Raw genomic sequence first — 18,313 nt, forward strand, 5'->3', positions numbered from 1 at the left:
ATCGAGCTACGGTCTTGGGCTCACTTACCGTGAGATCCATCCTTCGGAGATGCGCCAGATGACCAGAATTCTCTATTCCCTCAGCGGAGAAGATCGCAGCCGACCCTTTTCTCCGCATTGCTGGAAAGTCGTTCTGGCCTTGCACCATAAAGGTCTGGACTTCGATGAAGTGCCGCTGGCTTTTACGGAAATCCCGACGGTGGAGAACGAATTCTCGAAAACCGTTCCGATCCTGCGCGATGGCGACAGGTTGATCTCGGACAGCTTCCAGATCGCGCTTTATCTGGAGGAGGCCTATCCGGACCGGCCGAGCCTTTTCGGTGGAGAGGGCGGCAAGGCGATGGCGCGGTTGGTCGAAGGCTATTCGCAGACCACGATCCATCCGGCCGTCAGCGCCATCGCTCTGATGGACATCTACGGAATGCTGGCGCCGGTCGATCAGGCACATTTCCGCAAGACCAGGGAAGCCTTTTTTAACAAGCCGCTGGAGGAGGTTTTTCCGGACCGGGAGGGCGCAATTGCTGCCTTTCCTGCCAAACTCCAGCCGTTACGCCACATGTTGCGCTTCCAGCCCTATATCGGTGGGGAGAAGCCGCTCTTTGCCGACTACATCGTCTTTGGCGCATTCCAGTGGCTGAAGGTTGTTTCCGGCTCGGTGCATTTGCCGGAAGATGACGCTGCCCTGCAGTGGTTCGAGCGCTGCCATGGGCTTGCCGGAAACGCGCAGAAGCCCGCCGACATCGCCATTTGACGTCGAAAGACCGCACGCTTGAGTGGCCAGGTGATCTGTCCCTTTGTGACTGGTGCGTGAAATTCTTCCATACCCCTTGTCTTCGCGATTCGGGGCAGGTAGAAACCGGCCACTTTCCCTAGATAAACAAAGGACAAGACGATGGCGATTGAACGCACATTTTCGATGATCAAGCCCGACGCAACCAAGCGTAACCTCACAGGCGCCATCACCAAGGTATTCGAAGACAACGGCCTGCGCATCATTGCATCCAAGCGCGTATGGATGAGCAAGCGCGAAGCAGAAGGCTTCTACGCTGTTCACAAGGAACGCCCTTTCTTCGGCGAACTGGTTGAAGGCATGACATCCGGCCCAACCATCGTTCAGGTTCTGGAAGGCGAAAACGCAATCCTCAAGAACCGCGAAATCATGGGCGCAACGAACCCTGCCAATGCAGACGAAGGCACCATCCGCAAGCAGTTCGCGCTGTCCATCGGTGAAAACTCCGTTCACGGTTCGGATGCTCCTGAAACCGCTGCTCAGGAAATCGCCTACTGGTTCGCAGAAACCGAAATCGTCGGCTGATTCAGCCTACGAAGATCCGGAATCTGCATTTGAGACAGTCACGCTAAGTGGCCGATTTCAAAGAAAATAGCCCGTGTGTCTGCGATCCAGAAAAATGGATCATGGCGCACGGGCTTTCTATTTTGGATGACAAACTGAAAGCATAAAACACAATCATATTTTACGATCTGGGAGGGGAGGATCGACAATGGCTTTGGACCGGACGACACTCGAATTTTACGCTCAGGAGGCTGCTGCCTACACCACGCGGGGCCAGAAACACAGCCCGCATCTCGACGCGTTTCTCAAGGCTTTGCCACCCAAGGCTCGCATTCTGGAATTGGGATGCGGTGCCGGGCAAGACAGTGAATTCATGCTCGCCCAAGGCTTCGATGTTCGTCCGACAGACGGAACGCCTAAAATCGCGCAGGCAGCGGAACAGCGCCTGAAAATTCCGGTCGACACGCTGTTGTTCGCTGATCTGGATGATGCCGACGCCTATCAAGGCGTATGGGCCAACGCATCATTACTGCATGTTCCAAAGCAGGAATTATCAAAGGTGATCGGCCTGATATACAGGTCGCTGACATCAGGCGGCGTGTTCTACGCGAGCTTCAAGGCCGGGCAGTCAGATGGCAGAGACCAGTTTGAACGCTACTATAATTATCCATCTGAAGACTGGTTGATCGCAGTGTACAACGCATTCGACTGGCAACGGGTGGACGTCAAATCGGAGCTTGGCAGCGGATATGATCAAAAGCCAACGGACTGGCTTCATGTCACGGCTGTCAGAAACTAGCCATCGGTCTCATATGCGATCTTTGTGAATGAGGGGCGCGCCGACTGTGTCGGACACCCCTCGATCGCTCCCGTATAGAGAAGCACAGTTCAGCGGGATTTTCGTATTTGCTATCGCCATTTATCCTTGGCGGTCTCATCGGCATCCTTTGCCGATATCCACTCACCCGAGGTGCCGTCCTTGCCATGTTCCTTTTTCCAGAACGGGGCGGAGGTCTTGAGGTAATCCATGACGAAATTGGCGCCGTCGAATGCTGCCTGCCGGTGCTGGGACGCGGCGATGACGAGAACGATGTTTTCGCCGGTAGCGATCTTGCCGTAGCGGTGGATGGCGGTGAGACCGAGAAGGTCGAAACGCTCGATGGCAAGCGTTGCGATCCGCCGCATTTCCGTTTCCGCCATGCCGGGATAATGCTCCAGCTCGAGCGCAGAAAGCGCGCCGCCATCATCGCGGCAAAGGCCCGTAAAGGTGACGAGTGCGCCGATGGTTTTATCAAATTGCGTCAGCAACCTAGCCTCGGCAGCAACATCGAAATCCTCGGCCTGGACGCGGATGGTCGGCTCGATGCCCATGTGTCAGCCGCCCGTCATCGGCGGAAAGATGCCGATTTCCCGAGCGCCTGCAATGCTTTCATCATGCTCGACATGTTCCTGATTCACCGCGACCCGGATGACATCGGGAAAAGCAAAGGCTGCCTCGTATTCCTCTCCTAGCGCGGTCAGATGCTGGATGAGTTCGCCCGCTGTGGTCACAGTCGCGGGCAGGTCGATGTCCTCTTCGGACTTGCCGATTTTCTCACGTACCCAGGCGAAGTAAACGATCCGAACCATCATTCTTCGTCCATGATGTGCTTGAGGCCAGCCTTGAAATAATCATAGCCGGTGTAGATTGTCAGCGCCGCCGCCAGCCAGAGCAGGCCGATGCCGATCTCGGTGGTATAGGGCAGGACCTTGTCTCCCGCCGGACCCGCCAGCAAGAAGGCGATTGCCACCATCTGGATCGTGGTTTTCCATTTGGCGATGCGCGTGACTGGAACCGAAACCTTGAGCGCAGCGAGATATTCCCGCAGCCCTGACACCAGAATTTCGCGGCACAGTATTGTGATTGCTGCCCAGAGAGACCATCCGGCAATCGTGCCATCTGCTGCAAGCAGAAGCAGGATCGAAGCGATCAGAAGCTTGTCTGCGATGGGATCGAGCATCCGTCCGATATTGGACGTCTGGTTCCATATGCGCGCGAGATAACCGTCCAGAAAATCGGTGAGCGACGCGATGATGAACAGCCATAGCGCCGTCCAGCGCGCGAAATCCGAACTTTCCAGTTTCCCTTCGATGAAGAAACACAGGACGATTACCGGGACCGCAAGAATGCGGCCGTAGGTCAGAAGATTCGGGATGTTGTAGGTGCGCGAAGCCATGGGGAACCTGTCATTCGATATCAGAGCGTTGATGCAGCCCTGAGGAGCAAGCGTCAACACCCTAATGTGTTTTTTTGCGGGTACCAGTCAAAAGCGCGGGCCTAGTCCTTCCCGCTCTCATGGAAGTGATTGTAGACCTGCTTCGCGACAGTCTCGGAAATGCCGCCCACGGCCATAAGATCACTCAAAGCCGCCCGAGACACGGCCTTTGCCGTACCGAAATGCTGCAGCAATGCACGCTTTCTACCCGGGCCGATGCCGCTGATCTCATCCAGAGGGTTCTTGATCATTTCCTTCTTGCGTCGCGCCCGGTGGGAACCGATCGCGAAACGGTGGGCCTCATCGCGCATACGCTGGATGAAATACAGGACCGGGTCTCTTGGCGGCAACGAGAAGTCACTGCGTGTATCGGTGAAGAAGCGCTCACGGCCCGCATCACGGTCCACGCCCTTGGCAACGCCAATTGCCGTGACGCAATCACGGATGCCCAGCTCGTCCAGAATTGTGCGCACAGCGGTCATCTGCCCCTGGCCACCGTCGATCAGGATCACATCCGGCCATGCGGGGAAGGGCATGTCTGCTGCATCCTCCGGCGCGATCGTCTGGCTGCGGTCGGGCCTGCCTTCCTCTTTTAACAGACGCGAAAAGCGGCGGGTCATGACCTCGCGCATCATGCCGAAGTCATCGCCGGGAGTAATGTCCGTCCATTTGATGTTGAACTTGCGGTAGTGGCTCTTGCTGAAACCGTCAGGACCCGCGACGACCATGCCGCCGACGGCATTGGTGCCCATGATGTGCGAGTTATCGTAGATTTCGATCCGGCGCGGCACATAGGGCAGGGCAAAGGTTTCGGCAAAGCCCTTGAGCAGGCGCGCCTGTGATGATGTTTCCGCCAGCTTGCGCCCATGCGCCTCGCGCGCATTGCCCAGCACATGGGCAACGACGTCCTTCTTCTCGCCGCGCTGCGGCACTGAAATCGTAACCCTGTGGTTCGCCTTTTCACTGAAGGCCGCCGCCAGCAACTCCTGCTCATCCACGACTTCAGAAAGCAGGATCTGCTTCGGCACGGGCTTGTCGTCATAAAACTGCGCCAGAAACGCACTCAGGATCTCAGGCCCGGGAAGCGATGGATCGGCTTTTGGGAAATAGGCGCGGTTGCCCCAGTTCTGGCCGGTGCGGAAAAAGAACACCTGGATGCAGGAAACGCCGCCCTCGTGGTGGATGGCAAAGACATCGGCCTCATCAATGCCGGCAGGATTGATTCCCTGATGGCTCTGCACGTGAGAAAGGGCGGCAAGACGGTCGCGATAGACGGCGGCACGTTCGAAGTCCAGATCTTCCGATGCCTCGTTCATCTGCCGGGCAATGGTTGCCTTCACGCTCTGGCTTCTGCCGGAGAGAAAATCCTTGGCTTCCTTCACCAGCTCTGCATAGCCCTCGTCGCTGACTTCGTGTGTGCAAGGGCCGGAACAGCGTTTGATCTGGTAAAGCAGACAGGGGCGGGTGCGGCTCTCGAAAACACTGTCCGTACAGGTGCGAATGAGAAAGGCCCGCTGCAGCGAATTGATGGTGCGGCCAACCGCGCCAGCGGAGGCGAAAGGCCCGAAATAGTCGCCCTTGCGCGCCCGCGCACCGCGGTGCTTGAAGATGGCAGGAGCACGATTGTCCGATGTGATGAGGATATAGGGAAACGACTTGTCGTCACGCAGAAGCACGTTAAAGCGCGGACGCAAGCGCTTGATAAGGTTGGCTTCCAGCAACAGCGCTTCGATTTCCGTCCTCGTCGTGACGAATTCCATATGCGTTGTCAGCCGCACCATCTGGCCGATGCGGTTGGAATGAAAGCGCCCCTGCGCATAATTGCCGACGCGCTTCTTGAGCGACCGCGCCTTTCCGACATAGAGAACGTCGCCGGCATCATTGAACATGCGGTAGACGCCAGGGCTGTTGGGCAAATGCTTGACGAATTCGCCTATCAGCTCCATGCCTTTAAGGCCGGATTCATTTTTCCAGCCCGCATTCCAGTCCATGGCAACGGCAATCGGGTCTCCGGCCGCCTCGGCGCTCGGAGCGATGATGTCATCTTCGTCTTCGTCGTTATCATCGAAGAGAATACCGCCATCCGGCAGCTTCTTTTCGTTCATTCAGGTATCTCCGCAACGTCAGGGGTTTCCCAGCTGAGGTGCTGGCCACCGTCGAGTGCGATCATCTGTCCGGTAATCGACGGGGTGTCATATAGAAAGCGAACGGTCCTGCCGAATTCCTCCGGCTGCGGCCCACGCTTCAATATAAGGGCGTCGATCTGCGCCTGAAAGTGCTCAGGCTCCTGTCTTTCACTTTTAAACGATGGACCGGGACCAATTGCGTTGACCCGCACCCGTGGTGCAAAGCTTTGCGCCATCGTTTTCGTTGCGGTCCACATCGCTGATTTCGAAAGTGTATAGGAATAGAAGCGGGGCGTCAGTGAAAGCACCCGCTGATCGATGACATTGACGATCAATCCGGATGCGCTATCGGGCAGCTGCCGCACCAGCGCTGCGCCAAGGATCGACGGCGCGCGGACGTGAACGGCGAAATGTGCATCGAAGGCCGCAGAATCGAACTCCTCTGCGGCGTCATGACGGAACACCGAGGCATTATTGACGAGGATTCCGATGGGTCCCAGCGCCGAATTTGCTGCTTTCATAAGGTTTTCGGTTGAGGCCGCATTTTCGAGATCTGCCTGCAATGCGACCGCTTCGCCGCCTTTTTGCCGCAATTCGTTAGCGAATTCTTCCGCTTCCGACATGGATGAGCGGGCATGGACGCCGATCGCAAATCCTTGCGCTGCGAGATACTCCGCCATTGCGCGGCCCATGCGACGGGCGGCACCGGTAATCAATACGGTCTTGGGTATTGTCTCTGTCAAAGCTCGACTGCGCCCTGTTTTTCTCATTCAGTCTGTCGATATAAATCGAAAGGGCAAGATTTGCCCAGAGCGTAGGGGATTTATACAGAGTTATGCCTGTGCGCAATCTTCGAAGTAATCTCATTTAAATACATGTAAATTCTGCATATTCTGAAGTTAACGATCCGTTATCCTTAATAGATTTTTGTGTCATTTTAGCAACGTCCCATTTCCGTCACGTGGCTGCCCCAATCAATTCACATTTTGGCTCTGTGATTTCCTCAATCACCCATCATTTTGATTGTCAGACGGGCAGGGAACCAACTGTTTTATACCGCGTTTGGGCAACAAGTGTTTGAGCACCCTCGCGGGTTTGAAAAGGAGAATAGCATGCGTACTATCGTTGCAACACTTATGGCGACCACTATGGCAGCTGGGGCATTCTCAGTAGCCAACGCTGCTGACGCCGTGAACGAAGTGCCGCAGGCACCTGTCGCTTACGAACAGCCAGCACCGGTCAAGGATTGGTCCGGCGCGTATCTCGGTGGTACCGTAAACTACGATTGGGGCCGTTTCAGCAACAACGGCGGCGATCGTGATGCGGACGGCTTCGGTGGCGGCCTCTACGGCGGTTACAACTGGCAGAACGGCCAGATCGTTTACGGTGCGGAAGCTGACGTAAACCTTGGCGACGAAAAGGGTTCTGCGGGCACCGGTAACCTCGGTGAAGATCTTCGCGGCAAGCAGGGCGTAAATGGCTCGCTGCGCGCTCGCGTTGGTTATGACATGAACCCATTCCTGATCTACGGTACGGGTGGTCTCGCCATCTCTGACAACAAGGTGAGCAACTCCACGTCCAGCGACAGCGCAACAGCACTCGGCTACACGGTTGGTGCAGGTGTTGAAGCTCTCGTAACAGACAACATCACTGCCCGCCTGGAATATCGCTACAGCGATTACCAGGACAAGGACTTCAGCCTCGACACCGGTTCGGTATCCCGTGGCTTTGACGATCACAGCGTTAAGGCTGGTATCGGCGTAAAGTTCTAAGACTGGCAGTTAGTCTTCTTGAAAGCCGGGGTTCGCCCCGGCTTTTTTGTTGCGTGCGTGATGGAGAGTGTCCAGACGTCAGGCGGGTGCCTTCATCTCGGCATATTCCTTGAAGCGCTTGCCGAATTTTTCCGGCCAGTCGGCCAGGGTCTTGCGGCCACCAGCCCATTCTCCCGCGAATCGAAGTTCCAGATAGCCGATCATCGCGGCTAGGGCGAAATGACCGCCATGCAGCTTCTTGCCGGTCTTTGGCAGGTTGGCATTCAGATAGTCCAGGCCGCGGACGACTTTCGCCCATTGCTTGTCGATCCACGGCTGGTGGATCTTGTCCTCAGGGCGGAAGCGGCGCTCGTAGACGATAGCCAGAAGGCTATCCATGACGCCATCACAAAGCGCTTCCAGCACCTCGACTTCGGTGCGTTTCTGGTGCTTCTTCGGATAGAGCTTGTTGCCGGACTGCCGGTCGAGATAGTGCATGATGGCGACGCTGTCGTATATGGAACCGCCATCGTCCAGAAGCAGCACGGGGATTTTACCCAATGGGTTGTTGTCCATCAGCGTTGCCGGTTCAGCGGAGGTATCGACGCGAACATCGGTAATGCCGATATCGAGATACCGCGCTGCCATGCGGACCTTGGCGGAGTAGGGGGATGCGGGGGAGTACAGCAATTCCATTTTTTCTACCTTTTAAGTTTAGCGGATAGGCGTGATTTCGGCATCGTTTGCGCGGCACCCTTGACGATCAACCTCTGGGCATCGTCGAAAAGTCAGATCCTTGGTCATGCAGATGCGGACCTCTTCCATCTTACGCCCCTCACAGGTGACGGCGATGCCCTGCTTTTCCATGGAAGGATTGGCAGAAATGAATGCCGTCTCGATGTCGTCAATGGAGCGTATCTTGCTGCTTTTGCCGAGCGCTATGTCATCGGGCAACTTGATGCGGTCATAGGCCGCACGCGTCGCTTGCAGATAGTCTTCTTGCGTCAGCCCGCTGCAGCTTCCGTGTTTTCGCCACTGATGCCCAATCAGCCCCATGGACGGCATGATGTCGAGCATATCTCGACCAAGGCTATCAGGCACGCGGTCTTCCCGGTCCTTGCCGCAGAATTGAGGATAGCCTTTTTCGTTTTGTGGCCAAAGCCCGTGAACGACAAAACCATAATTGCGGTTGGAATTGCATTGCTGGCGATTGTTGCGCCCCGCCTCGCTTTGGCAGAAGGTGGGCGACCACGATAATGACAGCACGTAGAAGTCAAAGCCGGAACCTTGGGCTGGCTGCACCGTTTGGTTTCCAGGTGGTGACGTGCCAGTCCTTTGCTGGACCGTCGATTCGGGTCCTGTTTTGACGCCGCCGTCGATTGTTATCCAACCTGCCGCAGCAATCGAGAGAACCGCCAAAGCGATAAAACCGGCATATTGTTTCATCTGGCCAGCAGTCTTTCCGGGAAGCGATGACAAAGTCTTGATCAATATCGGGTTTTATACCATCTCGCCCCTGTGGCAAACAGGCGGCCCGAAAATGAATTCCGGCAACAGTCCTTGTTGTAACGGAGGTTGCATTGGGCATAAGCTCACTGCGAATCCGGCAATGGGTCGATGCTGCTGGAGGGGGAGCTAGTCCGGACATGACCGCATGAAACTGAAGAAATACATCTGGCCTGTCGTCGGTTTTATCACGATCGGCTTTTCGGTCTGGCTGCTCTACAAGGAACTCAAGCACCTTTCGCTTGACGATGTCTGGGATAGCCTGGCCGTCATCGGCCTTCACGACTGGATCATGTCGGGCCTGTGCACCCTCGTCGCCTATGCCGCGCTGGCCGGATATGATCGCATTGCCCTGCAACACCTCAAGCGGCGCGTCAGCCTTGTCTTCATCACGCTGACCTCGTTCACGACCTATGCCCTGTCGCATAATGTCGGTGCGTCCGTGTTTTCCGGCGCAATCGTGCGGTACCGCGCCTATACGTCGAAAGGTCTCAGTGCGTCTGAAATCGGCGTTCTGGTCGCCCTGTGTTCCTTCACATTTGCCATCGGCACGATCATGCTGATCGGGTTCGTTCTGGTCTACGAACCCGATATTACCGAGCGTTTCGTGGATATTCTGCCGGTTGAAGCATCAAGAACCACCGGCTTCATTCTTCTGGCCATTGCCGGGCTCTACCTTCTTGGCAGCCTGCTGAAACTGCGGCCGCTCAAGATAGCGTCATTCACCCTGTTCTACCCGGCACCGCGCCTTGTGCTTCAGCAGCTCGTCATCGGTCCGATAGAACTGCTGGGCGCGGCTGGCATCATCTATTTTGCGCTTCCCGATGCCGGAAATCCGGGCTTCATGGTTGTAATGGGAATCTTTCTGATCTCATTCTCGGCGGCGCTCATCTCTCACGCGCCCGGCGGCCTGGGTGTGCTTGAGCTCGTATTCGTCACTGGCCTGCCGGATATGAACCCGGCAGATGTCATTGCCGCACTGCTCGTCTTTCGCCTGTTCTACCTCATCATTCCCTTCGTCATCGGCCTGTTCATCATTCTCTTTTTCGAGAGGTCACAGCTGGCCGTTGCCGAGAGGGAGGAGCAGCAACTGGAGCAGGCTACTCGCCACGCAGCCAGAACGCCCGCTGGGACGCGTAACGATCCTGAGCCATGATGGTTTTCAACACCGGCAGCAAGACGTGCAATTCATCCTTCAGCGTGAAGGGCGGGTTGACGATGATGAGGCCGGATCCGCTGAGGCCGTCGAGCCTGTCGCTTCGCACCGAAAGTTCGGCACACAGCATCTTGGGAATTTCGTAGGATTGTAGCAGTTCGTGGAAGTCCTTGATCGGGGCGCCCTTCTTCAAGGGATACCACAGGCAATAGGTGCCAGTTGCAAAGCGGCGATAGGCCTTATGGAAACCTTCCGCCATGCGCTCATATTCGTTTTCTTTTTCGAATGGCGGATCGACCAGCACAAGCCCGCGCTTTTCCTTGGGCGGAAGATGCGCACCCAGCGAAAGCCAACCATCCAGTTCCGTCACGCGCGCCTGATAATCGCCTTCGAACAGGCGCGAAAGCGCGCGGTAGTCGTCGGGATGAAGTTCCATAGCCGATAACCGGTCCTGCGGGCGAAACAGCATTCTCGCAAGCTTTGGTGAGCCGGGGTAGAACTGCAGCCCGCCATCCGGATTCAGCTCCCGCACTGCAGTCAGGTAGGGGGCGAGAAGCTCCGCGACCGCAGGCTGAAGATCCGCCTCCAGCAGTTTGCCGATGCCGGTCTGCCACTCGCCGGTCTTCTGCGCCTCTTCCGAGGAAAGATCATACAAGCCGATGCCAGCATGGGTATCCAGAACGCGAAACGCCTTGTCCTTGTTCTGCAAATAGCGGACGAGCCGCGCCATGACTGCGTGCTTGAGGACATCGGCGAAATTGCCTGCGTGGTAGATGTGCCGATAGTTCATGGGCGCCGATGCCTTTTATGAATAATCTTGATGGTGGTGACTTGAGCCTTTTGGCCTTGATCGCTTTGCAATATACAAAAGTCATGAATGATGCGACCCCGATTTCCGCCATAGCCCTGACAGGTGCCCGCCGCACAGGCCACACCGTCTGTCCCCATGACTGTCCAAGCGCCTGCGCGCTGGAGGTCGACATCGATGCTGATGGCCGGATTGGCCGTGTGCGCGGCGCAAATGCCAATACCTACACCGCCGGTGTCATCTGCGCCAAGGTGGCGCGATATTCCGAGCGCATCTACCATCCGGGCCGCCTGCTGACGCCCAAGCGGCGCAAGGGTGCAAAAGGTGCTGGCGACTGGCAGGAGATCGGGTGGGAGGATGCTCTCGATGAGATCGCCGATGCTTTCGTGAAAGCCGAAGCAAGGCATGGCGCGGAGGCCATCTGGCCCTATTTCTATGCCGGAACCATGGGGCAGGTGCAACGAGACAGCATTGAACGGCTTCGCCACGCCAAGAAATACTCCGGCTTTTTCGGCTCCATCTGCACCAACATGGCATGGACCGGATATGTCATGGGTACGGGTGCGTTGCGTGGGCCGGACCCGCGCGAAATGGCAAAAGCCGATGTCGTGGTGATCTGGGGCACGAATGCCGTCGCCACTCAGGTCAATGTCATGACCCATGCCGTCAAAGCCCGCAAGGAACGTGGCGCGAAAATCGTGGTTGTCGATATCTACGACAATCCGACGATGAAGCAGGCGGATATGAAGCTGATCGTGCGTCCCGGCACGGATGCCGCACTCGCCTGTGCCGTCATGCACATCGCCTTCCGCGATGGTTATGCCGACCGTGCCTACATGGCAAAATTTGCCGATGATCCCGCAGGCCTTGAGGCGCATCTGGCCTCGAAGACGCCGCAGTGGGCTGCTGATATCACCGGCCTGTCGGTAGACGACATCGAAGCTTTTGCGCGTCTGGTCGGCACCACGCAGAAAAGCTTTTTTCGTCTGGGATATGGTTTTGCACGTCAGCGTAACGGCGCGGTTGCCATGCACGCGGCGCTGTCCATCGCCACGGTGCTGGGTTCCTGGCAATATGAGGGCGGCGGCGCCTTCCACAACAATGGTGATATCTTCCGGCTGGATAAATCTCAGCTGATGGGCACGGCCTATGCCGACCCTGGCGTACGACAGCTTGACCAGTCCCAGATCGGTCGTGTGCTGACCGGCGATGCCGAGGCCCTGCGCCATGGTGGCCCGGTTACTGCGATGCTGATCCAGAACACCAACCCCGTCAATGTCTGTCCCGAGCAGCGTCTCGTGAAGCAGGGCTTCCTGCGGGATGACCTTTTCGTTGCCGTGCATGAGCAATTCATGACCGAGACGGCTGATGTTGCTGACATCGTTCTGCCAGCCACCATGTTTCTGGAACATGACGATATCTACCGCGCAGGCGGCCAGAATCATATCCTGCTTGGTCCCAAGCTTGTTGAGCCGCCTGAGACCGTGCGGACGAACCTGTTCGTCATTGAGGAACTGGCGAAACGGCTGGGTGTTGCTGACATGCCGGGCTTTGGCGTGACGGAGAGGCAGCATATCGATGCCATTCTGCGCCCTGGCCAATGGGGCGACTTCGACAGCCTGCAAGAAGAGAAGTGGATCGATGCCCAACCGCCATTCGAAGTCGCGCATTATCTGGAAGGCTTTGGCTATGCGGATGGCAAATTCCGTTTCAGCCCCGATTGGCACAACGGGCCATCGCCCAACAAGCCACCGGCCAATGTGCCGGTCATGGGGCCTGTTGCAACCCTGCCGAAATTCCCGGATCAGGTCGATGTGATCGAAACGGCGGATGCGGAGCATCCTTTCCGGCTGGCGACGTCACCCGCGCGCAATTTCCTCAACTCCACATTCGCGGAGACCCCGACCTCGGTTCAAAAGGAAGGGCGGCCTGAATTGATGATCTGTCCCGATGATGCGCAGCGCATGAATATCGTTGACGGTGATATCGTCCGCATCGGCAATGCACGAGGGGAATTGCGTATCCACGCACGGATCGTCGAAGGCGCGCGGGCTGGCGTTTTGATTGCCGAGGGATTGTGGCCCAACAAGGCCCATCTGGACGGCGAGGGCATCAATATTTTGACGGGCGGAGATGCCGTTGCACCCTATGGCGGCGCAGCTTTCCACGACAACAAGGTTTGGCTTAAGGTTTTATCAGCAGGAATTTGAAATGCAGAAATTTGGCAATGCCACGATCGAAATATTGAAAGACGAAACGCTTTCGAAGAACTGGTACCATCTTCGCAATATTACCTACAACTACACCAATTCCAAAGGTGAAACGAAAACCCTGAAACGGGAAGCCTATGATCGCGGCAATGGCGCGACGATTCTCCTTTACGACCCGGAGCTTGATAGCGTGGTTCTTGTGCGCCAGTTCCGGGTGCCGACCTATGTGAATGGCTATCATGGATGGTTGCTGGAAACGCCTGCCGGGCTGCTGGACGGAGATAATCCGGCAGATGCGATTGCCCGCGAAGTCATGGAAGAAACGGGCTACCGGCTGCGGGATACGCGTTTTCTGTTCAAGTCCTTCATGTCGCCGGGATCGGTTACGGAAGAGCTGCATTTCTTCGCGGCGATCATCGACGCCTCCGATCGCGTGGAAGAAGGCGGCGGTGCCGCGCATGAGGACGAGGATATCGAAGTCGTCGTCATACCTCTGACTGACGCGATGAAGATGATCGAAAGTGGTGACATCTGCGACGGCAAGACCATCATGCTGTTGCAATGGGCAGCCTTGAACCGGGCGTCTTTGACGCAGTAAGAAGTGAAACTGCAACAGCGGTGGAGTTGAGTGTGGATCAGAAAGCAACGGAACGGCTGCAAGACGACGACCGGGTCAGGCTCGTTTCGAAGGAGACAGTCTGGAAGCGGTTCATTCATCTTCAGACAATGATCTTCGATCAACGGATGCCGGATGGCCGCATCATCCGCATCGATCGCGAGGTCCATGACCACGGCAGCGCTGCCGCCATTCTGCTCTTCGATCCGCAAAAGGGCATGGTCGTTCTGGTCCGGCAGTTCCGTCCTGCCGCCTTCGTCAATGGCGATCCGATCTTCATGCTGGAGGTGCCAGCGGGCCTCATCGATGACGACGCGCCTGACCAGGCTATTCGTCGCGAGGCAATGGAAGAGACGGGCTATGCCGTGGGCGAGGTCAAATACCTCTTTGAAACATATGCCAGCCCCGGCACCCTCACGGAAAAAGTCGGCTTGTTCTACGCCCGCGTCGATCTGGAGGAGAAGGCCGGGCTTGGCGGCGGACTGGAAACGGAAGGGGAGGACATCGAAGTTCTGTCCATTCCGCTCGATCAGGCGTTCGAGATGATCTCGACTGGAGAGATTACCGACGCCAAGACGATCATTCTTCTGCAATGGGCCATGCTGAACCGGACGACACTTTAAGCCTGTCCGAGCTTTCGCGGCTCCGATCAGGCAGAGATGAGCTGCTGTTCCGGCGCAGATTGGCTGCTGGTTATGATAGCCTTGCCGTTCTCCATCCGCACTTTTCCTTCCGCCAGATGGCGCAGGGCCAGCGGATAGAGCTGGTGCTCCACCGTCAATACACGTGCTGCCAGACTGTCGGCATCATCGCCAGCGAGCACCGGTACGGCTGCCTGGCCGATGATCGGACCTTCGTCCATGCCCTCGGTGACGAAGTGCACCGTGCAGCCTGTTATTTTCATGCCGCTCTCTATGGCGCGCTGATGCGTGTGGAGACCCGGGAACAGTGGAAGCAGGGACGGGTGGATATTGATGATGCGTCCGGCATAGGGCGCGATGAAGTCACCCGAGATCAGGCGCATATATCCGGCGAGACAGATGATGTCAGGCGCAATCTCCCCGAGCGCGGCCAGAATGGATGTCTCGTGTTCGGCCTTGCTGGAATAGGTCTTGCGTTCGAACACAAGCGTCGGGATGCCGAGGCCTTGGGCCTTTGCAAGCCCGCCTGCGTTCCTGTTGTCGGAGATCACGCAGGCAATTTCAGCCGGAAAATCCGGGGCCAGACATGCCTGCGCCAAAGCCATCATGTTGGAGCCGCCGCCGGAGATGAAGACGACGACGCGCTTGCGGGCGAGGGGACCGCTCATAGGCCAAGCGTGCCCTTGTAGATCGTGCCATGGCCGTCTTCGGCGCGGGCCACCATACGGCCGAGTGTGCAGACGGTTTCGCCTTCCGCCGTCAGGGCGTCTGTCACCGTCTGGGCGTTCTCGGCGGCCACGACGACGATCATGCCGACGCCGCAGTTGAAGGTACGAAGCATTTCGTTCGGCGCAACGCCACCCGTCTTGGCAAGCCAGGAGAAGACAGCCGGAACCTGAATGGCGGCAAGGTCGATTTCCGCTGCAAGGTGCTTTGGCAGAACGCGCGGAATGTTTTCCGGGAAGCCGCCGCCGGTAATATGGGCTAGCGCCTTCAGCGCGCCAGTCTCGCGGATCGCCTTCAACAAAGGCTTTACGTAAATGCGTGTCGGGGTCAGCAGTGCTTCGCCCAGCTTCTTGCCTTCGGCAAACGGCGCGGGTGCGTCCCAGCCAAGGCCGGAAATCGAGACGATCTTGCGGACCAGAGAAAATCCGTTGGAGTGCACGCCGGAGGAGGAGAGGCCAAGAATGACGTCGCCTTCGGAAATGTCGCCGGCTGGCAGAAGCTGACCGCGCTCGGCGGCACCCACCGCGAAACCGGCCAGATCGTAATCGCCATCCGAATACATGCCAGGCATTTCGGCGGTTTCGCCACCAATCAGCGCGCAACCGGACTCGCGGCAACCGGCGGCAATGCCAGTGACGATGGCCGCACCCTGGTCGGGGTCGAGCTTGCCCGTGGCGAAGTAATCCAGGAAGAACAGCGGCTCGGCTCCCTGAACCACCAGGTCGTTGACGCACATGGCCACCAGATCGATACCGACGGTGTCGTGATAGTTTGCGTCGATGGCGATCTTGAGCTTGGTGCCGACGCCGTCATTTGCGGCGACCAGAACGGGATCCGTAAAGCCCGCTGCCTTGAGATCGAAAAGGCCTCCGAAGCCACCGATTTCGCCATCCGCACCTGGGCGGCGGGTGGAGCGCACGGCTGGCTTGATCTTCTCGACCATCAGGTTTCCGGCGTCGATATCAACGCCCGCATCGCTGTAGGTAAGACCGTTCTTGCCCGACTGGCTCATGGCTCTCGTCTCCACTGGTTCCGTTTGGCGTCGCCATTCGCATGAGATGGGTGCCGATGCAAGACTGACGGCTGGAAAACGCATGTTTTTCACGCCTTTTGCCCGTTTTGGCCGTATTGGTATGGGAAAGCTCTGCTGGCACAAACATGGCGAACCCGCCACACTTGACCAGTCCGGTCCACGCATCCTATTTCCTAACCACGGCGTTGGACGTACTGACGCTCAAAGGAGCAGACGATGCAACCACATATCAGAGGCCTTAATCTGAGACGCCAGATTTTTTTCTGGCTGGGTGCTCTGGCCGTCTTCATCCTGTTCCTGATGGTATTCAGTTCCATCCTCCTGCCCTTCGTGGCGGGCATGGCGCTGGCCTATTTTCTCGACCCGATTGCTGACTGGCTTGAGCGGCGCGGGCTGAGCCGGATGATGGCCAGCATCATGATACTGGTGTCCTTCGTCCTTCTGTTTGCGCTGTCTCTCATCATCATCATTCCGCTTGTGGCCGCACAGGCCTCGGAATTCATTCAGCGCATTCCGCAATATATTTCTTCGCTACAACAGCTTATTGCGGGCGCCGATACCAACCTGCTGCCGACATGGGTCAGCGCGCAGATCGAGACCGTGAAGGAAAACTTCTCGAAGGTGCTGGCCGAAGGCGCGGGCTTCATCGGCACATTGCTCACGCAGATATGGAATTCCGGCAAATCGCTCGTTGATGTTCTCTCGCTGCTCGTCGTGACGCCCGTTGTCGCTTTTTATCTGTTGCTGGACTGGGATCGGATGATCGATAAGGTTGACAGCTGGATACCGCGCGACCATGTGACGACGGTGCGCCAGATTGCCCGGGATATGGATGCGACCATTGCTGGTTTCATTCGCGGGCAGGGCTCGCTTTGCATTATTCTCGGCGTGTATTATGCCGTCGGGCTTTCACTGGTTGGCCTCAACTTTGGCCTTCTGATCGGGTTGTTTGCCGGTGCGATCAGCTTCATTCCCTATGTCGGTTCGATGGTTGGCCTCGTGCTGGCGGTGGGTGTCGCGCTGGTGCAGTTCTGGCCTGACTATGTGGACGTCATTCTCGTGCTGGCGGTGTTCTTCTCCGGCCAGTTCATAGAAGGAAACATTCTGCAGCCGAAACTGGTAGGCAGCAGTGTCGGCTTGCATCCGGTGTGGTTGATGTTCGCCTTGTTTGCCTTCGGTGCACTGTTCGGCTTCGTGGGGCTGCTGGTCGCCGTACCGGCTGCGGCCGCTGTCGGCGTGCTTGTCCGTTTTGCTTTGTCGCGTTATCTTGACAGCGATCTCTACCACGGTCGCGCGGCCAACCTTCCCTGGGATTCGCAAGGACCACAAATGGAAGCGCTACCGCCGACAAAGATCGATTCTCAGAGCTGAAAGATGACCGATCATAACAAAACCGGTGGAGCGCGGATCAAGGCCGAGCAACTGCCGCTCGCTTTTTCTCACCAGAGCGCAACAGGCCGCGAGGACCTGCTGGTAGCCGCGCCGCTGGATGCTGCCGTTTCGATCGTCGATGAATGGCCGCGATGGCCGTCACCGGTGGTCATTTTGGTCGGCCCGCAAGGATCGGGAAAGTCCCACCTTGCCACCATCTGGAAAAATACCAGTGGCGCTGCGGATATTCATCCCGTGCTCGGCAAGGGTGCTGCGCGGCTTGCAGAAAACGCGCCCGTGCTGTTTGAGGATGCCGACAGGCAAGGCTTCGATGACACGGAACTCTTCCACGTCATCAACAGCGTGCGAGAAAACGGAAAATCGCTTTTGATGACCACGCGTCAATGGCCTGCGGCATGGCCGGTGACCCTGCCGGACCTTCGCTCGCGCCTGAAGGCGGCCACCGTTGTTGAAATCGGCGAACCGGACGAGGACCTGCTGGCACAGGTGCTGATGAAACTGTTTGCCGATCGTCAGCTTTACATGGATGACAAACTTGTCAGCTATATCGTTGCGAGGATGGAGCGGTCACTCAACACGGCGCAGACGATTGTCGAAAGACTTGATCGTCTGGGCCTTTCGAGGGGTACGCGCATCAGCCGGGCAATGGCTGCAGAAGTGCTGACGGAGCTCGGCGGTCAACCGGACGAGGATTGACTGTCACAGTTCCGTCGTCAAACTGTTATACGGGCATTGGGGTATCTGGCATTTATCAGATGCTGCAATAATTGGGGCGGCGAGACTCGAACTGTCTTTGTGC

The 18,313-nt window shown here is 57.2% G+C and carries 20 protein-coding genes; 10 read left to right on the forward strand and 10 right to left on the reverse strand.

What is annotated here, in order from left to right:
• Positions 1-58 precede the first annotated feature (58 nt).
• The 3 genes from QRN85_RS10480 to QRN85_RS10490 all read left to right on the forward strand — a co-directional run bounded on the left by QRN85_RS10480 (position 59) and on the right by QRN85_RS10490 (position 2,093).
• Entirely contained in the window at positions 59-751 is a 693-nt protein-coding gene (locus QRN85_RS10480) for a glutathione S-transferase family protein (RefSeq protein WP_284757864.1), read from the forward strand.
• Between the two features lie 141 nt (positions 752-892).
• Positions 893-1,315, forward strand: a complete 423-nt coding sequence (ndk, locus tag QRN85_RS10485; RefSeq protein WP_042618581.1) for a nucleoside-diphosphate kinase — start codon at positions 893-895, stop codon at positions 1,313-1,315.
• Positions 1,316-1,502: 187 nt separating this feature from the next.
• The gene (locus tag QRN85_RS10490) at positions 1,503-2,093 is read left to right on the forward strand and encodes a class I SAM-dependent methyltransferase (RefSeq protein WP_284757865.1); all 591 of its coding nucleotides are present in this window, start codon (positions 1,503-1,505) and stop codon (positions 2,091-2,093) included.
• A gap of 110 nt (positions 2,094-2,203) precedes the next feature.
• Here QRN85_RS10490 and QRN85_RS10495 read toward each other — a convergent pair whose 3' ends face one another.
• From QRN85_RS10495 to QRN85_RS10515, 5 genes are all read right to left on the reverse strand, one after another.
• Entirely contained in the window at positions 2,204-2,665 is a 462-nt protein-coding gene (locus QRN85_RS10495; protein WP_284757867.1) for a molybdenum cofactor biosynthesis protein MoaE, read from the reverse strand.
• Between the two features lie 3 nt (positions 2,666-2,668).
• Complete coding sequence (gene moaD, locus QRN85_RS10500; RefSeq protein ID WP_062587005.1) at positions 2,669-2,923, reverse strand: molybdopterin converting factor subunit 1; 255 nt, start codon at positions 2,921-2,923, stop codon at positions 2,669-2,671.
• Positions 2,923-3,510, reverse strand: coding sequence for a CDP-diacylglycerol--glycerol-3-phosphate 3-phosphatidyltransferase (gene pgsA, locus QRN85_RS10505; protein WP_062587262.1), 588 nt, complete (start codon positions 3,508-3,510; stop codon positions 2,923-2,925). Before pgsA ends, moaD begins: the two co-directional genes overlap by 1 nt.
• A gap of 101 nt (positions 3,511-3,611) precedes the next feature.
• Positions 3,612-5,654: an excinuclease ABC subunit UvrC gene (gene uvrC / locus QRN85_RS10510; protein ID WP_284757869.1), complete on the reverse strand. Its 2,043-nt coding sequence runs from the start codon at positions 5,652-5,654 to the stop codon at positions 3,612-3,614.
• Positions 5,651-6,445 (reverse strand): SDR family oxidoreductase, encoded by a 795-nt coding sequence (locus QRN85_RS10515; RefSeq protein WP_284757870.1) that lies wholly within the window; start codon positions 6,443-6,445, stop codon positions 5,651-5,653. Before QRN85_RS10515 ends, uvrC begins: the two co-directional genes overlap by 4 nt.
• 342 nt (positions 6,446-6,787) lie before the next feature.
• Between QRN85_RS10515 and QRN85_RS10520 the strand changes: the two genes are divergently transcribed.
• The gene (locus QRN85_RS10520; protein WP_062587008.1) at positions 6,788-7,447 is read left to right on the forward strand and encodes an outer membrane protein; all 660 of its coding nucleotides are present in this window, start codon (positions 6,788-6,790) and stop codon (positions 7,445-7,447) included.
• A 78-nt stretch (positions 7,448-7,525) separates the two neighbouring features.
• Here QRN85_RS10520 and QRN85_RS10525 read toward each other — a convergent pair whose 3' ends face one another.
• Both QRN85_RS10525 and QRN85_RS10530 read right to left on the reverse strand, forming a co-directional pair.
• Positions 7,526-8,122, reverse strand: a complete 597-nt coding sequence (locus tag QRN85_RS10525) for a glutathione S-transferase (protein WP_284757871.1) — start codon at positions 8,120-8,122, stop codon at positions 7,526-7,528.
• 18 nt (positions 8,123-8,140) lie between these two features.
• Positions 8,141-8,872 (reverse strand): ribonuclease T2 family protein, encoded by a 732-nt coding sequence (locus QRN85_RS10530; RefSeq protein WP_284757872.1) that lies wholly within the window; start codon positions 8,870-8,872, stop codon positions 8,141-8,143.
• A 208-nt stretch (positions 8,873-9,080) separates the two neighbouring features.
• On the opposite strand from QRN85_RS10530, the gene QRN85_RS10535 reads away from it, so the two are divergent.
• Complete coding sequence (locus QRN85_RS10535) at positions 9,081-10,088, forward strand: lysylphosphatidylglycerol synthase domain-containing protein (protein ID WP_284757874.1); 1,008 nt, start codon at positions 9,081-9,083, stop codon at positions 10,086-10,088.
• On the opposite strand, the gene QRN85_RS10540 is transcribed toward QRN85_RS10535, so the two are convergent.
• Positions 10,033-10,878, reverse strand: a complete 846-nt coding sequence (locus QRN85_RS10540; protein WP_284757876.1) for a 23S rRNA (adenine(2030)-N(6))-methyltransferase RlmJ — start codon at positions 10,876-10,878, stop codon at positions 10,033-10,035. The two genes, QRN85_RS10535 and QRN85_RS10540, sit on opposite strands and share 56 nt — an antisense overlap.
• 17 nt (positions 10,879-10,895) lie before the next feature.
• On the opposite strand from QRN85_RS10540, the gene QRN85_RS10545 reads away from it, so the two are divergent.
• Genes QRN85_RS10545 through QRN85_RS10555 form a run of 3 tightly spaced genes read left to right on the forward strand, consistent with a single transcriptional unit; the run spans position 10,896 to position 14,345 of the window.
• Positions 10,896-13,106: a molybdopterin-containing oxidoreductase family protein gene (locus tag QRN85_RS10545; RefSeq protein WP_284757878.1), complete on the forward strand. Its 2,211-nt coding sequence runs from the start codon at positions 10,896-10,898 to the stop codon at positions 13,104-13,106.
• A 1-nt stretch (position 13,107) separates the two neighbouring features.
• Complete coding sequence (locus tag QRN85_RS10550; RefSeq protein WP_112961368.1) at positions 13,108-13,704, forward strand: NUDIX domain-containing protein; 597 nt, start codon at positions 13,108-13,110, stop codon at positions 13,702-13,704.
• 32 nt (positions 13,705-13,736) lie between these two features.
• Positions 13,737-14,345, forward strand: a complete 609-nt coding sequence (locus QRN85_RS10555) for an NUDIX domain-containing protein (RefSeq protein WP_284757882.1) — start codon at positions 13,737-13,739, stop codon at positions 14,343-14,345.
• A 26-nt stretch (positions 14,346-14,371) separates the two neighbouring features.
• Here the strand turns inward: QRN85_RS10555 and purN are convergent, their stop codons facing one another.
• Entirely contained in the window at positions 14,372-15,031 is a 660-nt protein-coding gene (purN, locus tag QRN85_RS10560) for a phosphoribosylglycinamide formyltransferase (protein ID WP_284757884.1), read from the reverse strand.
• Positions 15,028-16,101: a phosphoribosylformylglycinamidine cyclo-ligase gene (purM, locus tag QRN85_RS10565; protein ID WP_284757886.1), complete on the reverse strand. Its 1,074-nt coding sequence runs from the start codon at positions 16,099-16,101 to the stop codon at positions 15,028-15,030. The genes purN and purM overlap by 4 nt, the downstream gene beginning before the upstream one ends.
• Before the next feature lie 237 nt (positions 16,102-16,338).
• On the opposite strand from purM, the gene QRN85_RS10570 reads away from it, so the two are divergent.
• Entirely contained in the window at positions 16,339-17,493 is a 1,155-nt protein-coding gene (locus tag QRN85_RS10570) for an AI-2E family transporter (RefSeq protein ID WP_284757888.1), read from the forward strand.
• A gap of 3 nt (positions 17,494-17,496) precedes the next feature.
• Entirely contained in the window at positions 17,497-18,210 is a 714-nt protein-coding gene (gene hdaA, locus QRN85_RS10575; protein ID WP_284757890.1) for a DnaA regulatory inactivator HdaA, read from the forward strand.
• Positions 18,211-18,313: the final 103 nt, after the last annotated feature.

This window comes from Agrobacterium sp. fls2-241-TYG-188a (assembly GCF_030209845.1).

Bases quoted from the DNA above. Each gene is read 5' to 3' on its own strand.
- QRN85_RS10535 (WP_284757874.1), top strand. From the start codon at position 9,081: ATGAAACTGAAGAAATACATCTGGCCTGTCGTCGGTTTTATCACGATC.
- purM (WP_284757886.1), bottom strand. From the start codon at position 16,101: ATGAGCCAGTCGGGCAAGAACGGTCTTACCTACAGCGATGCGGGCGTT.
- ndk (WP_042618581.1), top strand. From the start codon at position 893: ATGGCGATTGAACGCACATTTTCGATGATCAAGCCCGACGCAACCAAG.
- QRN85_RS10520 (WP_062587008.1), top strand. From the start codon at position 6,788: ATGCGTACTATCGTTGCAACACTTATGGCGACCACTATGGCAGCTGGG.
- QRN85_RS10480 (WP_284757864.1), top strand. From the start codon at position 59: ATGACCAGAATTCTCTATTCCCTCAGCGGAGAAGATCGCAGCCGACCC.
- QRN85_RS10525 (WP_284757871.1), bottom strand. From the start codon at position 8,122: ATGGAATTGCTGTACTCCCCCGCATCCCCCTACTCCGCCAAGGTCCGC.
- QRN85_RS10550 (WP_112961368.1), top strand. From the start codon at position 13,108: ATGCAGAAATTTGGCAATGCCACGATCGAAATATTGAAAGACGAAACG.
- purN (WP_284757884.1), bottom strand. From the start codon at position 15,031: ATGAGCGGTCCCCTCGCCCGCAAGCGCGTCGTCGTCTTCATCTCCGGC.
- QRN85_RS10490 (WP_284757865.1), top strand. From the start codon at position 1,503: ATGGCTTTGGACCGGACGACACTCGAATTTTACGCTCAGGAGGCTGCT.
- QRN85_RS10515 (WP_284757870.1), bottom strand. From the start codon at position 6,445: ATGAGAAAAACAGGGCGCAGTCGAGCTTTGACAGAGACAATACCCAAG.
- QRN85_RS10530 (WP_284757872.1), bottom strand. From the start codon at position 8,872: ATGAAACAATATGCCGGTTTTATCGCTTTGGCGGTTCTCTCGATTGCT.
- QRN85_RS10540 (WP_284757876.1), bottom strand. From the start codon at position 10,878: ATGAACTATCGGCACATCTACCACGCAGGCAATTTCGCCGATGTCCTC.
- pgsA (WP_062587262.1), bottom strand. From the start codon at position 3,510: ATGGCTTCGCGCACCTACAACATCCCGAATCTTCTGACCTACGGCCGC.
- QRN85_RS10570 (WP_284757888.1), top strand. From the start codon at position 16,339: ATGCAACCACATATCAGAGGCCTTAATCTGAGACGCCAGATTTTTTTC.
- hdaA (WP_284757890.1), top strand. From the start codon at position 17,497: ATGACCGATCATAACAAAACCGGTGGAGCGCGGATCAAGGCCGAGCAA.
- QRN85_RS10545 (WP_284757878.1), top strand. From the start codon at position 10,896: ATGAATAATCTTGATGGTGGTGACTTGAGCCTTTTGGCCTTGATCGCT.
- QRN85_RS10495 (WP_284757867.1), bottom strand. From the start codon at position 2,665: ATGGGCATCGAGCCGACCATCCGCGTCCAGGCCGAGGATTTCGATGTT.
- uvrC (WP_284757869.1), bottom strand. From the start codon at position 5,654: ATGAACGAAAAGAAGCTGCCGGATGGCGGTATTCTCTTCGATGATAAC.
- moaD (WP_062587005.1), bottom strand. From the start codon at position 2,923: ATGGTTCGGATCGTTTACTTCGCCTGGGTACGTGAGAAAATCGGCAAG.